Origin of the sequence: Streptomyces sp. R21 (genome assembly GCF_041051975.1) — a bacterium.
In the GTDB taxonomy this organism is placed as follows: Bacteria; Actinomycetota; Actinomycetes; order Streptomycetales; family Streptomycetaceae; genus Streptomyces.
Genome location: NZ_CP163435.1, coordinates 9,841,443 through 9,857,915 on the forward strand (window position 1 = coordinate 9,841,443; position 16,473 = coordinate 9,857,915).

Below are 16,473 nucleotides of genomic sequence, written 5' to 3' on the forward strand. Positions count from 1 at the left end.
TGAAGGTGCCGTCCGGAAACGAGAGGGTGTCGTTCGTCGTCGCGAGCGGAGTTGGACTACATCCACCGACGCTCCGATTGCCTGCTGAGCAACGCTTCAGCCTCCTCGCGTACGCCCTCATCGGTGTCCAGGGTCAGCGCCCGAAGCTGCTGGATCAACTCGTCGCCGCCAGGCTCATCGGACAGCCAGCGATCGTCACAGTCGATCTCCAAGACGAGTTGATCGGCCACGTCGTCTTCCTTGGCCTCGGACAGCGCTTTGAGTACGACGCGAAGCCCCTGTACATCCCGTCGTTGCAAGAGTGCCTGGGCAGTCTCCTGGATGACCGCGGTGTCGTAGTCATCCAGCAACAGGCGGTGGAGGACTTGGGCCGTTCCGGGCGCCTCCGCGGCGGCAGCCAGCCGCCTCCCCGCCGCTGCACGTACAGCCCAGGACGGAGACTCTGCATCCGAAGCAGCCAGTGCCAACTCGCCGTCCCAGCCAGGTGTAGCCATGCACGCACCATGACACAACAAGAGCGTGTCGCTTTGAATGGCTGGTCAGTTGATCGGATGTGTCCGTCCGGTTGGTGATCACTGATGCGATGTGGGGCCGGATCGAGCCGCTGATGCCGGCCGATCCGGTCCGCGGTCGGCGGTGGGCCGATCACCGCCGAACTTTGGAGGCCATCGCGTGGAAGTACCGAACCTGCTCGCCCTGGCGGGACCTGCCGGACGAGCTCGGCTCGTTCCAGACCGCTGCGTGACTTCGCCGCATCTGCTTAGGACTGGTGGCCGATGTCAAGAGCGTGTTCTTTGAGGAATGCGCCCGCGTGGGCCGCTGCTTCTTGTGCGGTCGCGTAAAGCGTCCCATCGGCGACCGTGCCGGATGCGCCATCAGCGCCCTCACCTGTCCAGCGCCAATCACCGGAAGGCGACTGCACCAGCTCGGCAGTCCCTCCGAACAGCGCAAGCGTGCTTCTGCCCGCTGCCGCAGGTGCCGGGCGGCTGACGGCGTCGGGCCATTTCTTACGGGCGCCCTGCCGGGTGATGCCCCAGACAGCTCCCAGCTGCTCATAACTCGCGCCGTACGAGCCAGCGGTTGCTGCCGCCCGCTCCGCCAGCCGCTTGATCTCGACATCCACCACCTTCCAAGCGGCCAGGACGGACAGTGCCACTTCGACGGGATCCGCTTCCCACATACGGTCCGCGGGCAGCCCGGTCTCTCGGGAGCGGATGGCCGAGGCCAGGGGATTCAAGGCGTCGTACAGGGCCTTGTCGAGCTGTGCCTGCTCTTCTGGGGTGATCTCAGAGACCATCATGCGACAACCTTAGTTTCCGGAACCGTCAATGTAAACTAAAGTGTCCGCGTTGCGTCGGTTGTACCTCCGCCGCATCGGAGGGGCACGCTCTAGGCGTCCCGGGGACTCTGTCCGGAGATCGCGATGCGCGGCCCGGGGCGCCACAACGGCGTAGCTGCAGCCGTCGGCGGGAGGCGGTCCTCGGGGTGTACGACGTGGCGTAGCGTCACGTCCTGCTCAGTCGGATCCCAGGCGCGGTCCAGTAGCTGCTGTGTCGATGCGGCCAACGGTGCGCGCGGCGCGGGCCGCACGTCTTCGGACGGCTCGTTGTCCTTGAGGTCCTTCCGCTGTGTCTTCTGCACCCGTGTTCATTCGCCAAGCAGTAGTGCAGCGACGGCTTCCGGGGCCTCATGCATTGCGTCGTGGCCGGTTGGGAGGTCGTGGACCTGCCACTCGGGATCGGCCTGGAGCCGGGTGCGGAGTTCAGCGAACGGCGTCCGGTCTTCCCACCCAGAGCAGTAGACGAACTCCCGGCGGGGGACCTGGGCGAGCGTGCCGGTGAGCCGGATCGTCTGCAGGAACGAGGCGAGGGGATGGGGAAGGCGGCGGGGATCGCCGCCGTCCGGCGGCCGGACGGCGTAGCCGGTGGCCGCAGCGCCGGCGGCGAACACTTCCCGGAAGTGCTCGTTCGTCGACGACCAGCACGAATCGCCATCGCGCGGTACGTAGGCGTCGAGATGCACCAGTCGTGAGATCCGGCCGTCAGCGCGGTCGGCGGCGGCGGAGATCACCATCCCGGCGTAGCTGTGGCCGACCAGCGTCGCGCTGGTGATGCGGTGGCGATCGAGGTGCCGCAACACGTCGGCGGCGTGTGTGTCGAGGTTGGCGGTCGCGACCGTCGCGTTGTCGTCGTCAGGCCGCAGACCGGTCAGGGTCAGGGCGTGAACGGTGTGACCGGCACGCTCCAGCAGCGGAACCACCGCCTCGAACGACCAGGAGCCCTTCCAAGCGCCAGGCACAAGGACGAACGTCGCCATGCGTCTCTCCTTCTCTCTCAAGCCGCGGCATCGAGGCGAACTGCCTGGATGCCATGTGGTGCGGTCGGGCGCTCCGCGTGGCTGAAGACCACTCCATATGAAGGAAGTTTCACCGGGTCAGGGTGTGGCTTGCTACCGCTACGATGCCAACTGATGCCTGTTCACCGCCAACCTCGCCAGATCGCCGGTGCGACGTCGTACATGTGGCCGTCCGGCGGGCGCCACCTCTGGCCGTCCGGCGAAACAAGCACAGTGCAGTCGCACGCACGGGGACACCTGGTGTATGCCGCCAGCGGCGTCCTGGCAGTTCATGCCGAGCACGGCACGTCGATCGTTCCCGCCAACCGGGTCGCCTGGACCCCCGCCGGATTCACGCACTACCACCGCGCCCACGGCGACACCGATATGCGGATCGTCTTCCTGGCGGCATCCCTCGCCCGGCTCGTCCCGGACCACCCCGCCGTGTTCCTGGCCTCCGGCCTCGCCCGCGAAGTCCTGCTCGCCCTGACCGGCCCTCGCAACTACGACGACGCCGCACCCGGCTACAGCCGCTCAGCGCGCTCCCGCCTCCTGCGAGTCCTTGTCGATGAACTCCGAGCAGCCCCCGAACAGCCACTGCACCTGCCGGAGCCACGGGACGACCGACTGCAGGCCATTGCCCGGATGCTGTACGAGAATCCGGCGGACAACGCCACCCTGGCCGAACTCGGGAAGACGATCGGAGCCAGCTCCCGCACCCTCAGCCGGCTGTTGCACAACGAACTCGGCATGACCTTCTACGAGTGGCGCACGCAGCTGCGCATCCATCACGCACTCGTGCTCCTCGCCGACGGCCACGACACCATCCGAACCGCCTACGCCTGCGGATGGGCCAATCCCAGCAGCTTCATCGCAGCATTCACCAACATCATCGGAACGACCCCGGGCCGCTACCGAACCAGCAGCCAGACCACCGCCCACGCGGCTCAACTCCCGACGGTGGCCAAGTCCTCGGGCTGATCTGTCAGACATGTGCTCCTCATGGGCGGCGGCCCGGCGCGGTCGGTCAGAACCTCCGGGCCGGGCAGGAAGCCCTCCCTTCCGCCCCCTTCCGTCATCTGTCCCGCTCGGATCCTGCAGGGTCAGCCCGTCGTTACATCGAGGTAGTCGCCAACGGCGTTGGCTGATCCGGTTGTGCTGGTCCCGCCGAAGCTCCAGCGCCAGTAGCCGTCCGAGGAGGCGGTCGTGGTGGTCTTGAGCGCGCCGCCGACACCGCTGGTCACGGTCTTCACGGTGCTGTACGTGGTGGTGCCGGCCTTGCGGAACTGCAGCTTCACCGACTGGCCCGTGTAGCCGCCGTAGGTGCCGTTGTCCCAGTTGGCGCGGCTGAGGGTGCCCTTGATGGTGATGGTCTTGCCCGCTGCCACCGGCTCGGGGGAGGCGTCGGCGGTCAGTTTGGCGGCACGTTTCATCAAGAAAGTGCCCGCGCTGTCCTTCTGGATGTAGTCGAAGTCGTTGGCGTCCACGGACGTCCAGACGTGCCAGGTACCGGCGTTCGCATTGATGAGGGTCACGTTGGGGTCGACGGTGATGCTGGCGGTGCAGGTGGAGGCGGTGACGCTGCCCGGGACAGCGGTGCAGGTCAGCGGAGTGTCGGAACCGGGCCCCGCGAATCCGTCGGGGTTGTCGAACGGCCCGTGGTAGAGCCATCCGTAGGCTTCCTTGATTCCGGAGTTGTCGCTGCTGGTGATGCTGAGCGTGAACGTCTTCGTCGCGACTGCGCCGACCACGACCGACTTGCCGTTGTTGACGACGACTTGGACGACCTGAGTGTCCCCTTGGCCTGCGTCGGCGGGAGTCGCGGTGGGGGCGGACAGGGCCAGGGCGCCCGTCAGGGCAGCGACGGCGGAGTGTATGAACATATGTCCTCGTAAGGGAGAGTTGTCCGCCCGAGCAGGGGCCGAATCTGATCGAATAGTAGGTGCGGATCCCACCATCGGCCCCCGGTCACGAAAGTCTGTGCAAGGAAAGACGGCGATGGGGTCTATGGCCCGCGTCGCGCCGCCATCTGACCGCTCGTCATCGCGGACTCCCGGCGCCACCCGGGCAGGACGACCCGGCGGGGACGAACGTGCGGTCGGGGGAGCGGAACGGTGGCCTTAGCCGGGCTTTGGCGCTGCTGGTCAGGATGAGGGTTCCGGCCTGTTGGGGCGGGTTGACGGGGGAGGGAAAGAGGCGATGTGGCAATGGGGCGTCGAGTGTGGATTTGGGTGCGAGGTGAAGTAAAGGGTCTGGGGCCGGCGTTGGGGGCACTCGGTGTGTCATTTGGGGCGCTGCTTCCGCTGGGCTGGCTGTGGGAAAGCGAGCTGAGGCCGGATGACGGAGGTGGGGAGTCGGTTGGATCCGGGCCGGGGCCGGGGCATCCTGAGCGGCTCGTGGCGGGGGTGCCGCTGACACCGGCGGAGGAACAACTGTGGAGCCAGCTGGTCGACCGGTGACGCGTTGCATTGATTGAGCAGGCGCCGGGGTGAGGGGTGGCCGATGAGCATGGCGGCCGTCCATCCCGATGTGCCGTTGACAGACCTCCACCTGGCGCTCGGCTGACCGATTTTCCACGCGTTCGGTGCGCTCATCCGCATGAGATTCATCGACGCGTAAGGTCGGCCGGGCTCGGTGGTGGTGGAGCAACTCCGCCGGAAGGCACGGATGCTCGGTGGCGGCACCCTTGCCCTGCACTCCCGGCAAGCGCGCATCAGCCGATCGCGTCCGCCCCGCACCACAGCCCGAGGCTCTCCCGCATGTCCTCACGTTGTGCCCGGACGAGGACGTGGCCGCCCTGAACGAGGACCTGGAGAACTGCTCGTTCACAGAGCGAGTGGCCTCAAGAACCCTCACGACCGGCCTCCAGGGGAGCCCCGACCTGTGGTCGTCATGGGCCACCCGTGCGGCGGCACCACCACCCCGTGAACCGTGGCCCACACCCCCCGGCGTACGGGACAGTGCTGCCCGCGCTCACCCGCTGGGATGGATTTTCTGCGTCCGGTGAGTGCAACGCCGCTGGTGGCGGCCGCTGGTGTGCGCGTCCGGCGGAAGGCTGTCGCACATGCTCACAGCTCATGTGCGACCGACGCGGCGTCGACACAGCGAACCCCGGCGGTCCTTCCTGGCCCGGGCCGGCACGGTCGCGGCGACTGTCCTGGCACTCGTCGTGACCCTTCCCGGCATCGCGGCCGCGGCCCCGGGGGACCTGGATCCCACCTTCAGCGGCGACGGCAAGGTGCTCACCCGCCTCGCCGACGACGATCAGGCCAACGACGTGGCGGTGCAGTCCGACGGAAAGATCGTCTCCGTCGGCTCCTCCGCCGACTACTCCGCGGTGGAGAGCCGCTTCGCGCTGACCCGCCACAACCCCGACGGAACCCCGGACACCAGCTTCGGCGACGGTGGCACGGTGACGACCGCCGTCAACAACATGGACCCGGACCTCCAGTGGAGCGAGGCCCACGCCGTGGCGCTGCAGTCCGACGGCAAGATCGTCGTGGCGGGCAGCAGCTGGCGCGGGTCCGAGAACTGCTGCTGGTTCACGGTGGCCCGCTACAACACCGACGGCACGCTGGACTCGAGCTTCGGCGGCGACGGCAGGGTGTTCACCGACTTCGGCAGCCCGGACGAGGCCCAGGACGTGGCGGTGCAGCCCGACGGCAAGATCGTGGCCGCCGGTACTACCGGCGGCTCGGTCGCGGTGGCCCGCTACAACGCGGACGGCTCCCCGGACACGAGTTTCGGCGGCGGCGACGGCCAGGTGAGCAACGACCCGGCGCCCGATCTGCCGGAGGAGGGCGGCGACGGGCGCACCCTGGCGCTCCAGCCCGACGGAAAGATCGTGGTCGGGGGCGAGGTCGGGACGACCCGCTTCGACTTCGTCCTGCTGCGCTACACCGCGAACGGCACCCTGGACACGAGCTTCAGCGGCGACGGCATCGAGCGTACCGACTTCGGTGCCTACGAGTCCGTGGAGGCGCTGGCCGTCCAGTCCGACGGCAGGATCGTCGCCGCCGGCGCCAGTGACGGCCGGGTCGCGCTGGCCCGCTACACCACGAGCGGTGCCCTGGACCCGAGCTTCGACGGTGACGGAAAGGTCCTCAACTCCAACAGCGGCGCTGCGGACATGCGGCTTCAGCCGGCCGACGGTCGGATCGTCGTCGTCGGCGGCAACGGCGACTTCCAGGTCCAGCGCTACAACTCCGACGGCAGCCCGGACAGCGGCTTCGGCACCGCAGGCGCCGCGACCGCGGACTTCGGTGGCAGCGACGCCGCCGGTGGAGTGGCCCTCCAGCCCGACGGCAAGATCGTCGCGGCTGGCCGGGGTGGACCGGACAGCGGCTTCGCCCTGGCCCGTTTCCAGGGTGGCGGGAGCACGCCGCCGCCACCGGTCGGCGTGGATCTGTCGGTGACGAAGTCCGGTCCCACCACGGTCAGCATCGGTGACCGGCCCTCCTACACGGTGCGGGTGACCAACACCAGCACCACGACCGCCGCCACCAATGTCTCCCTGTCCGACACCATCAGCGGCGTCGCCGCCTCGGTCGTCTCGGCGACCACCACCTCGGGGACCTGCACCAACACCGCCACCGGCGCGAGCTGTTCCCTGGGCACCCTCGCCCCCGGAGCCACCGCCACGGTGACGGTCGCCGCCGAGCCCCGGGCCACCGGCACCCTCACCAACCGGGCCGCGGTCACCGCCACGCCGAGCGACCCGAACGCGGGCAACAACGCCGCCACGGCGACCACGACGGTCAACAACGCCCGCGGCTGCACCCGCATCGGCACCAGCGGCAACGACACCATCACCGGCACCTACAACAACGACGTGATCTGCGCCCTCGGAGGCGACGACACCGTCGACGCGAGCTACGGCAACGACACCGTCCACGGTGGATACGGCAACGACCGCCTCGATGGTGGATACGGCAACGACACCCTCAACGGGGGCCCCGGCAACGACAACCTGATCGGCAACTACGGCACCGACAACCTCAACACCGTCGACAACGTCTCCGGCAACGACACCGCCAACGGCGGCTACAACACGGACACCTGCACGACGGACTCGGGCGACATCCGCATCAGCTGTCCCTGACCCGCACGGTACGCATGCGACACGGGCCCCGCACCACGACGTGCGGGGCCCGGCGTCGTCACGCCGCGCTCACCTCTCTTGCCGAGGCTCAACAGAGTCTGCTGGGGGCGCAGTTGAACCGCGCACACCGTCCCAGACGCCTCGTGGCCACGATCCTGTTCAGGGATCGGTCGACTGATCAACAGCTGACTCGCCCAGCGTCTCCTGCCACTCGGCGAGCTGGTGCCGGGCGGCGAGGGTGTCGGGGTGGTCTTCGCCCAGCACTCGCACCAGGTCCTGCAGCAGATCGGCGTACGCGGCCGCGGCGCCCGCCGCATTTCCCGATTCACCCTGCCGCCAGGCCAGCTGGTAGCGGGTATGCAGGGTGTATTGGTGGTCTTCGCCCAGGATGCGTACCAGGTCCGGGAGCAGGTCGGCGTACGCGGCGGCGGCGCCGGCCCCGTCGCCCGCCTCCTCCCGCCACCGGGCCAGGTTGAGGCGGTTGGTCAGTGTGCTGCGGTGGTCCGCGCCCAGCACGCGCAGTTGGTCGGCCAGCAGTTCGGCGTGCGCGGCAACGGCACCGGCCGCGTCTCCCGCCTCTCCCCGCCAGTGGGCCAGCTGACGGCGGGTGGTGAGGGTGTCACGGTGATTCTCGCCGAGGACCCGCGCCCGGTCCGGCAGCAGTTGGGCATAGGCGTCTGCGGCACCGTCCGCATCTCCTGCGACGCCTCGGCAGTAGGCGAAGCCATGCCGGGTGCTCAGGGTGTCGGGGTGGTCCGCGCCCAGCACGCGCAGTTGGTCGGCCAGTAGTTCGGTGTACGCGGCGACAGCACCGCCCGCGTCTCCCGCCGCCAGCTGCCACCAGGCCAGATCCCTGCGGGCGACGAGGTTGTCGGGGTGGTTGGGGCCGAGGTGGCGGTTGGTGCGGTTCACCAGGTGCTGGAAGTGGGTGGTGGCGTTGTCCACCTGGCCGCTGTAACCGAGGCTTTCGCCGAGGCGGTACAGCACGGCATGGGCGTGTGGCCGGTACAGGGCGTCTTCGGCGTGGTGAGTCAGGGCGTTGGTGTTGGCGCGCAGGGCCTGGGCGAGGGCGGTATCGCGTTCGATCTCGGGCCAGGCGGCCCTGAGGGCATCGGCGGCGGTGCGGGCGGTTTGGTCGCGCTGGTCGGGGGTGAGCGTGTCGCGGACCGCGCGCTGGACGAGCTGGTGGACACGGACCGCGGTCTGGGGCGTGGTGGGGGTGTGCTCGATGAGGCTGAGTCGGCGCAGCGCGCTCAGGGCCGTGCGGGCATCGCGCTCCGCCACCTCATGGTGGGCCGGTGCGCCGGCCGACGGGCCCGGCGCGTCGAGGCGGGTGCGGTGATGGGCGAGGTAGGTGCGGGCGGGGAGGCTGGTGAGGACGGGTTCGGGGATGCCGTTGGCGTCGAGGAAGGCGGCGAGCTGGAGCAGAGGGCGGGCCAGCCCTGCCGGGCGCAGGCGGTCGGCGTGTGCGATGGACAGGGACCAGGTGGCGGCGACCGCCCGGGCTTGCCCGTCGGGCAGGGCCGCAGGCGCGGCGTCGCGAAGCGCGGTGGTGCGGTCGGCCAGCAGCTGCCGGTAGTCGGCTGCCGGGGTGCCGGTGTCGGTGAGGTAGGCGGCGGCCTGGGAGAGGGCCAGTGGCAGGTGTCCGAGGTCGTGGGCGAGGGCGGCGAGTTGCCCGGCCGGCGCGGTGACCGGGCGTAGGGCGTTGGTGAGGTAGGCGAGGGATTCAGCGGGGGTGAAGACGCCGACGAGGATGAGGTGACGGCCGGTGGTCAGGGCGGCTTCCTGGCGGCGGGTGGTGACCAGGGTCCGGCCAGTGGGGCTGAGCGGGGGCCACAGGCCGGTGAGGTCCGCCGGGTCGGCTACGTCGTCCACGACCACCAGCCAACGGCAGGGGCGCTGCCCCGCCTTGGGCTCCAGCCAGGCCAGGAATGCGGTGGCAGCCCGTGAGGGGTCGGCCGGGTCGGCGCCGAGCAGCTCGGCGGCGGCCTGCGCGTAGCCGGTGATGATGCCGGCGGCAGTGGTCGCGGTGATCCATACCAGTACGTCCAGGTCACCGGCCTGCCAGGCGGTACGGGCGTAGTCCGCGGCGAGCTGGGTTTTGCCGACTCCGCCCAGACCCACCACCACCCCCGCCGGTGCGGCCTGGACGACCGGCCCGGCATTGTCGCGGCCGAGCGCCGCAGCCAGACGGGCGACCTCGGCTCGGTCCTGGAAACCGGCCGCCCGCGGGGGGACGGTTCCGACCTGATGTGGCCACGAAGCCGGCGACGGGCGTGCGTAGTGATTGTTCTCGACGAGCTTGCCCACGACAGGGCCATGGAACGTGCTGCGGCGAAAATCGAACCTGTCTCCGCCGACACTGCCCGCGTCCGCGTTGCTCTCCAGGGACTGCCTGCGTTCCACGATCCGCCCCCATCCCGGCCAAACGGCATGGGGACCATACCCACCCGCGAACTCTCAACTACGGCCCATGGCAAAGCCGTTACGCCCGCCCTCCGCCACGGGCAGGACGACTGGGCGGGATCCTGTGCCACCGCCGACCACCGCCGGCCGGGGTGACGGCTCGGGCCCCCGGCCCTGCGGCACAGGTCCTGTGGCCTTGGGTCGGGGGTGGTCGTTGGGTTCGATGTGGCTGTCGCTCGTCGGCGGGTTTCGGCTTCCGACACTGCGGACGTCGGGGGACGCGGGCGGACCCGGTGGCGTTCTATTCCGCGACGCTTTCCGATCCGGTCGGCGCGGCGGCAGTTTCAGGAGCGGTTTGCGTGGCGGAGTGGGTCGTGGTGTAGAAGACGGAGGTGCCCTGCTTGGTGCGCTCCGCGCGGCCCTTGGCGACCAGTCCTTCCACGGTGGTGCGTACGACGGTGGTCTTGATGCCGCGCTCGGGGTGGGCCTGGGCGAGCGCGGTGGTGATTTCCGCGGCGGAGCGGGGCTCGCTCTGGCCGCTGAGGAGTTCGTGGATGAGGGTGCCGAGGGTGGGCTGCGCAGCCGCCGTACCCTCCGGCTTCTCGGCAACGGCCTTGCCGGTGGCGGCTTTCCCGGTGGCGGTCTTCTTGGTTGTCGGTTTCGGTGTGGCGGCCTTCTTGCGCCGGGCCGGCTTGGCCGCGGCGGATGCGGGCCGGGGCGCGGGCACGGTGGCCGCCTGGCTCGGGTCCTGTGGCGCTGGGGCGGCGGGGCCGGTGTGGTCCAGAGCCTGCTGGACGCTCACCAGGAGGGACTGGTCCTGCTGCAGGGCCTGCAACTGTGCCTGGAGCGCGGTGAGTTCGGCGCTGAGACGGTCTTGCTCCTTGTTGTTGCGCTCGAGGTCCGCGGCCACCTGGGCGGCGTACTGCGCCTGGAGTTCGGTCGATTCGTGTGTTTCTTGCGGGACCTTGGGCATGGCGGCTGCCTCTCCTGAGGACGCGATGTGTTGTTGAGGGCGGATCGTACCCGCATCATCCGGCCAAGATCCGGTGAAATCCAGACCGTTGGGCGGCTCAACCCTGCTTCGATGGCGCCGAGCCGGTGGTCCTGCCCCCTCGCGTGGGCCCTTCACGTGCTGGTGCTCTCACTCAATAGTGAGTGCTTGCGGCCGCCCAGGGACCCTGACTCGAACCGGGTCGGGCGAGTGAAGTGGGCGCGTCTGCCGGGCTGTCGAGAGGATTCACCCGTGATGTCGCACGGGCCGCGATCTCCGAAGGGATCGAGGCCGTGGAGGGTGACTTGGCGGGGCCCGGAGTCGCTCAGGTGGGCGGTGCTGACCGAGCCGGGCCACCAGGGGCGGACGTACGTCACGGGCGGACACGTCAACGGCGAACCGCTGACCCGGTCCGTCAGCCCCCGTCTTCTGGTTGCCCCCTGGTGTCGCGTCAAAGAGTGGCGGTCTGCTCGGCGCGGGCCGGATCAGTATCCGATGGCTTCTCGGAGAAGCAGCACGGTGCCGCGCCCTGGGCGGGGTTCCGCGTTGAGGATGAGCAGGCGGTTGATGGCGCTGGGCATCCCGTAGACCGCCTGGGCGCGGGCGTTCTCCAGCGGAAGGGCGTGCTCCTCGACGCGGCGCAGGGCTGTGCTCAGGTCGGGCACCACCTTCTGCGCGCCGACGATCCAGACCGCGTGGGCGGCGCCGCCCGCGTTGGCGGGAATCTGGCTGCCGCTGCCCGAGGCGAGAACGAGCGAGCCGGTCTCGGTGACCGCGGCAACGCTGTTGACGACGAAATCGGGGCTGGCGACCAGCCTTCGGATCTCGTCGGCGCCGGTGGCACGGTCGATGGCCAGGACGCGCGGCCTGATGGCGTCGTACTGGCCGCCGGCGTTGATGTCCTCGTCGATGCCCGACAGCCGGAGGGTCTCGCTGGCTCCGGTGAACACGCTGGAGCCCTCGGGGACCAGGTCCTTGATGCGGACGCGCGCTTCTGCGGCGTCGTCGAGGATCTCGGCGGCGAAGCCGCTCGCCCGCAGCGCGGCAGCTGTCCGCTCCAGTCGTTCGGCCGATGCCGGGGCGTCGAAGGATGCTGCCGGAGCCGGGGTGGCCGCAGTGTGTGCCGGGTTGGTCCCGGTGGGCTGCGCGGCGTGGGGCGCTGTGCCCGCCAGCGGGGAGGTGTCGAGGTACCTGACCTCGTACACCCGCTCGGCGAACTTCCAGCCCTCCTCGGTGCGCTGGTAACGGTCGTGGTAGACGGCGTAGTTCAGACCCTGGCGTCCGTCGAGGGCGCGCGCGAGCTCCTGGATGTAGGCGCGGCCTGTCGCGGTGTCGCCGTCGAGCAGGATCGTGCCGGGGTGTGTGGTCTGCACGAAGAAGTCCCACTGGCTCTGCAGTTGCTCGCCCCCGGCAATGATCTCCTCGCGGCCGACCTGCTCGGCGGGGATGTTGGGCATGCGCAGGGCGCCGTCCGGCGTGAACAGCGACGCCAGGCGGCGGCGGTCGCGCATCATCGCCGCGTCGGTGAACTCGCCGCGCAGTGCCTCGATCTCGACGCGGTCCGCGATGGCCTGGAAGTCGTTCATCGAAGTCCCCTCTTCATCAGGTTTTCGTACTCACCGTTACGACAACGCAGCCCTGCGGAATGTGAGGCGACGCGTCGGCCTCACATTCCGGTGCGCTGTCTTGTCGTGGGGGTAGAGGCACAGACGCGAGCAGGGGAGACGGCCAGACCATGACCACCGGAGCCGAGCCCGGCGACGATCAGAGCGATCCGAGCCTCAACGCGATCATGAGCGAGCGGCGCCGGCTGATCAACCTCGGCTATCGACTCCTCGGGTCCCTCGCCGACGCCGAGGACGTCGTGCAGGAGACCTACGCCCGCTGGTACGCCATGTCCGCGCGGGAGCAGCAGGCCATCGAGTCGCCCGGCGCCTGGCTGATGACGGTCGCCAGCCGTATCTGTCTGAGCCTGCTCGGCTCGGCGCGGGTCAGGCGGGAGACGTACGTGGGCGAATGGATCCCGGAGCCTCTGCCCGAACCCACGGACTGGATCACCGGGGGCTCCGGCGTCGTGGGGACCGACCCGGCCGAACGGGTCACCCTCGACGAGTCGGTGACGATGGCCTTTCTGGTCGTCCTCGATGCGATGACTCCGGCCGAGCGCGTCGCCTTCGTCCTGCACGACGTCTTCCGCTACCCCTTCGGCGAGGTCGCCGAGATCGTCGGCCGTACGCCGGCTGCGTGCCGCCAACTGGCCTCTTCCGCCCGCCGTCGCATCCGCACCGCGCAGACCCCGGCGGGCCCGATTGCCGGGCAGGCCGGCATCGTCAGGCAGTTCAAGACGGCGTGGCAGGCCAAGGACATCGACGCGTTGATCGGCCTGCTCGACCCCGATGCCATCGCGACCGCCGACGGCGGCGGGCTGGCCGTCACCCACCTGCACCCGATCGTGGGCAGTGAGCAGATCGCACGCGCCTACGCCGAGATCGCCCGCGTGACGGGTGACCGCACCACGTTCCTGGAGTGCACGGTCAACGGCCTGCCCGGCTTGGTGGCGCGGCAGGACGGCAAGCTCGCGACCGTGTTCGCATTCGAGATCGCGGGCGACCGGATCAGGCATATCTGGGCGGTGCGAAACCCCGAGAAGCTCCGTCCCTGGCGGATCTGGTGAGGAGTGCGGCCCGCACACCGGGAACGGGGTCACGTCTCCCGGCAGGACGTGACCCCGTTTCGCCGGTCAGGCACAGGCTCGTAGGCCGCCGGTCAGAGGCTGACGATCTGCCAGTCCTGGTTGGCGCCGCCTGCGTCGGGCCATTGGATGACGTTGGTGCCGTCGGCGGTGGAGGCGTCCTTGACGTCGGCGCACCAACCTGTGCGGACGTTGATGAGCCGGTGGTAGCCGCTGGTGGCCGAGGGGACCAGCTTCCACCACTGGTTGTCACCGCCGTTGTCGGATGCCTGGGCCAGGGTTGCTCCCTGGGTGCTGTCGGGGCTCTGCAGAAGCTTGCCGCTCTTGACGTTGGCCAGCCGGAACGATCCGTCGGTGTTCGGCAGGAGGTTCCACTGCTGGTTCGTCCCGCCGCCATAGGGCCACTGGATGAGCGTGGCGCCGTCGGCGGTCGAGGCGTTGCTGACGTCCAGTGCTTTGCCGCTGTTGCGGTTGATCACCTTGTAGGTGCCCAGGTCCGCGGTGAAGGGCCGGTCGTAGACCTCCAGGTTGCGGATCGACGCGTACACTCCGGCGGGCAGCCCAGTGACGGTGACGCGGACGTATCGCGCCTGGGTCTGGGAAACGGCCGTCTGGACCTGACTCGTGCTGGTGGTAGTGGTGTTGTCGACGAGCGCGGTCCATGTGCTGTTGTCGGTGGAGCCCTCGATCTTGTACCGGTAGTTGGTCTTGTCCAGCTCCCAGGCGATACGGGTGCCGGTCAGGGAGCGGGTCGAGCCGAGGTCGACCTTCAGCCAGTGACCTGTGCTGCCGTTCACCGCGCACCAGCGGGTCGCGGTGGACCCGTCGACGGCCTTGCTCGCGGTGTTGCCCTTGGAGGTCTCCTCGCTGTCGGCGGTGACCGTCCTGCCGGCGGCGATGTCGGCCGGCTGCACGGGGCGGTCCAGTGTGACGCCGACGACGCTGTCCTGCGGGTGGGTGCTGCGGTCGATGCCGTTGATCGTGATCCGGCCGTCGCCGGCGACCGAGTACGTCAGGTTGGCACCGGAGCGGACATCGAAGACTCGCGTGACCTGGGCGTCCCCGATCGACGGGGTGGTGAAGGTGGTGCCGCTGTAGCCGGGCAGCAGGTGGCTGTAGAAGGTGTTGTCCTTGTACGTGAAGCCGTACTGGCCGTCGAGCGGGTTCCACGGCCCGCCGCGGGTGCCGTAGATGGACTGGCCGCAGGCGGTCATGAAGGTGCCGATCTGGCGCAGCAGGCCCGCCTGGGCGGTGGGGACCGTGCCATGCCGGTCCGGGCCCACGTTGACCATGACCGTCATGTTGCGGATCCAGCAGTTGACCAGGACGTTCATGGCGGTGCCGTAACTCATCACCTTGGCATCGGAGTTGTAGCCCCAGCTGGAGCCGACAGTGAAGACCTTCTCGGTGACCTTGCCGGTACGGATGGCGCCGGTCGGCACCGAGGAGCCCTCTTCGCTGTCGTAGTCGCCCATCCAGCCGGAGCGTGAGGTGGCGACGATGTCGGGCTGGTGCTTGCGGACCATGCCCATCAGTCCCAGCGGCTTGCCACCGGCGTCGGTATCGCCGTATGTGGCGTCCACCGGCCACTGGTTGGCGCCGTCGCGGAACTGGCCGGGCTCCCAGAAGAACGCGCCGTCCGCGTCGCTCCCCTTCTCCGCGACCCAGCCGCCGTCCCACCACAGGTCGTCGATCACGCCGTACTGGGTGACCAGCTCCTTGATCGACTCGTACACCTCGGTCTTCATGATCCGCGCGTTCTCCTTGTGCGCCGGATCGGTGGTGTAACCCCAAGGGTTGGCCGCGCAGTTGGTGCCGGTGACGTCGTAGTAGCCGGGGTAGCGCCAGTCGATGGGCGAGTAGTACAGGCCCACTTTCAGCCCGGCCGCCCGCACCGCCGCCACGTAGTCCTTGACGAAGTCACGCTTCAGCGGTGCCTGCCCGGAGCTCCAGGCGTTGGGATGGTTCAGCGGCCACAGCGCGAACCCGTCGTGGTGACGCGTGGTCAACGTCGTGTACTTCGCCCCGAAGTCCTTCGCCAACTGCGCCCAGGCCGCCGGGTCGTAGGCGTCCGCGGTGAACTGCTCACCGGTGGCGTCGGTGACGTACTTCTGGTAGTTCGCCGGCGTGATGGGCGCATTGTGCATCCACCACTCGCCCTTGGCCGGGCCCGCGTACGGCCCCCAGTGGATGAACATCCCCAACTTGGCGTCCTGCAGCCACTGGACCTTCGAATCCGGCTGCTGCTCCAGGCCCAGGTCGACCTTGGGGATCCGCAGGGGAAGCAGCGGCAGGGGGATGGCGGCCGTCGCCGCGTACGCGGGTGTCGCCACCGCTAAGGAGCCGGTCGTGGCCGCCACCGTCATGGCCGCGATACCGGCGAGAACTGATCTGCGGGAGATGGATTCCGGCACTGTGGTTCGTCCTGTTCGCATCGTCGGAACCCCGCCCGGAGTCGGTGACCGCGGGCAAGGCGGCAGCGCGGTTCGGCAGGTAGGTCCGGGGGCCTGCGGGGGCTCGGACCATCCGCTCGCTCCACTGATACATCGGATGGATTAACGGGCACGACCGTTGCTTCTGTCTAGCCTTGCGACACGAATCTCTGAAATCTGCCCCATAAATGCCCGATCGGTGCTCTATGGCCGATCTGGACATGGGATGTATCGAGGGGAGGGCGAGGCGTGCGAGTGCCGGTTTTCGCGTTCGGGCTTCTCCGTCCGCCGGTGCGCTCGGGCAGGCCGCTCCCTCACCGTGCCCAACGAAACCTGGCGCGCCGACGCCGCCGGAGCGGTGGTTCAGGCGCGGGGCGGCGGCGTGATCGAGGTCGGCTGAAGGAGGCCTGGCCACACGTGGAAGCGCGCCGCGGCGCTCGGCGCCTGGCGCGTCTTCGAAGACGAGGCCGGTTTCTCGATGACGGCGCCCGCCGCACCGGGGCCGACCCGGTTGCCA

12 protein-coding genes and 1 pseudogene are annotated in these 16,473 nt (G+C 69.3%); 5 read left to right on the forward strand and 8 right to left on the reverse strand.

Translation table 11 applies throughout. The features are described 5' to 3' along the window. Positions 1-56 precede the first annotated feature (56 nt). Positions 57-494, reverse strand: coding sequence for a hypothetical protein (locus AB5J56_RS44110; protein ID WP_369242015.1), 438 nt, complete (start codon positions 492-494; stop codon positions 57-59). Positions 495-553: 59 nt separating this feature from the next. Here AB5J56_RS44110 and AB5J56_RS44115 point away from each other — a divergent pair. Then, positions 554-739: pseudogene (locus tag AB5J56_RS44115) on the forward strand (transposase); the annotation flags it as partial. A gap of 21 nt (positions 740-760) precedes the next feature. Here AB5J56_RS44115 and AB5J56_RS44120 read toward each other — a convergent pair. Further along, complete coding sequence (locus tag AB5J56_RS44120) at positions 761-1,300, reverse strand: hypothetical protein (RefSeq protein WP_369242017.1); 540 nt, start codon at positions 1,298-1,300, stop codon at positions 761-763. 347 nt (positions 1,301-1,647) lie between these two features. Beyond that, positions 1,648-2,316 carry an alpha/beta fold hydrolase gene (locus AB5J56_RS44125; protein WP_369242019.1) on the reverse strand — a complete coding sequence of 223 codons (669 nt, stop codon included), beginning with the start codon at positions 2,314-2,316 and terminating at the stop codon, positions 1,648-1,650. Between the two features lie 279 nt (positions 2,317-2,595). Here AB5J56_RS44125 and AB5J56_RS44130 point away from each other — a divergent pair, with 279 nt between their 5' ends. Continuing rightward, on the forward strand, positions 2,596-3,315 hold the full coding sequence (locus AB5J56_RS44130; RefSeq protein WP_369242021.1) for an AraC family transcriptional regulator: 720 nt from the start codon (positions 2,596-2,598) through the stop codon (positions 3,313-3,315). A gap of 122 nt (positions 3,316-3,437) precedes the next feature. On the opposite strand, the gene AB5J56_RS44135 is transcribed toward AB5J56_RS44130, so the two are convergent. After that, positions 3,438-4,217: a calcium-binding protein gene (locus tag AB5J56_RS44135; protein WP_369242023.1), complete on the reverse strand. Its 780-nt coding sequence runs from the start codon at positions 4,215-4,217 to the stop codon at positions 3,438-3,440. Between the two features lie 324 nt (positions 4,218-4,541). Between AB5J56_RS44135 and AB5J56_RS44140 the strand changes: the two genes are divergently transcribed. Together AB5J56_RS44140 and AB5J56_RS44145 are read left to right on the forward strand one after the other, a co-directional pair. After that, entirely contained in the window at positions 4,542-4,793 is a 252-nt protein-coding gene (locus AB5J56_RS44140) for a DUF6059 family protein (protein ID WP_369242025.1), read from the forward strand. 605 nt (positions 4,794-5,398) lie between these two features. Continuing rightward, a complete protein-coding gene (locus AB5J56_RS44145; protein ID WP_369242027.1) occupies positions 5,399-7,435 on the forward strand; it encodes a calcium-binding protein in 2,037 nt (678 codons plus the stop codon). 159 nt (positions 7,436-7,594) lie between these two features. On the opposite strand, the gene AB5J56_RS44150 is transcribed toward AB5J56_RS44145, so the two are convergent. The 3 genes from AB5J56_RS44150 to AB5J56_RS44160 form a co-directional block, all read right to left on the reverse strand. After that, the gene (locus tag AB5J56_RS44150) at positions 7,595-9,841 is read right to left on the reverse strand and encodes a tetratricopeptide repeat protein (RefSeq protein ID WP_369242029.1); all 2,247 of its coding nucleotides are present in this window, start codon (positions 9,839-9,841) and stop codon (positions 7,595-7,597) included. 301 nt (positions 9,842-10,142) lie between these two features. Next, on the reverse strand, positions 10,143-10,814 hold the full coding sequence (locus AB5J56_RS44155) for a hypothetical protein (protein WP_369242031.1): 672 nt from the start codon (positions 10,812-10,814) through the stop codon (positions 10,143-10,145). A 503-nt stretch (positions 10,815-11,317) separates the two neighbouring features. Continuing rightward, positions 11,318-12,418, reverse strand: a complete 1,101-nt coding sequence (locus AB5J56_RS44160) for an LUD domain-containing protein (protein ID WP_369242033.1) — start codon at positions 12,416-12,418, stop codon at positions 11,318-11,320. Between the two features lie 149 nt (positions 12,419-12,567). Here AB5J56_RS44160 and sigJ point away from each other — a divergent pair, with 149 nt between their 5' ends. Beyond that, a complete protein-coding gene (sigJ, locus tag AB5J56_RS44165; RefSeq protein WP_369242035.1) occupies positions 12,568-13,506 on the forward strand; it encodes an RNA polymerase sigma factor SigJ in 939 nt (312 codons plus the stop codon). A gap of 92 nt (positions 13,507-13,598) precedes the next feature. Here the strand turns inward: sigJ and AB5J56_RS44170 are convergent, their stop codons facing one another. Then, the gene (locus tag AB5J56_RS44170; RefSeq protein WP_369242036.1) at positions 13,599-15,938 is read right to left on the reverse strand and encodes an alpha-L-fucosidase; all 2,340 of its coding nucleotides are present in this window, start codon (positions 15,936-15,938) and stop codon (positions 13,599-13,601) included. Positions 15,939-16,473: the final 535 nt, after the last annotated feature.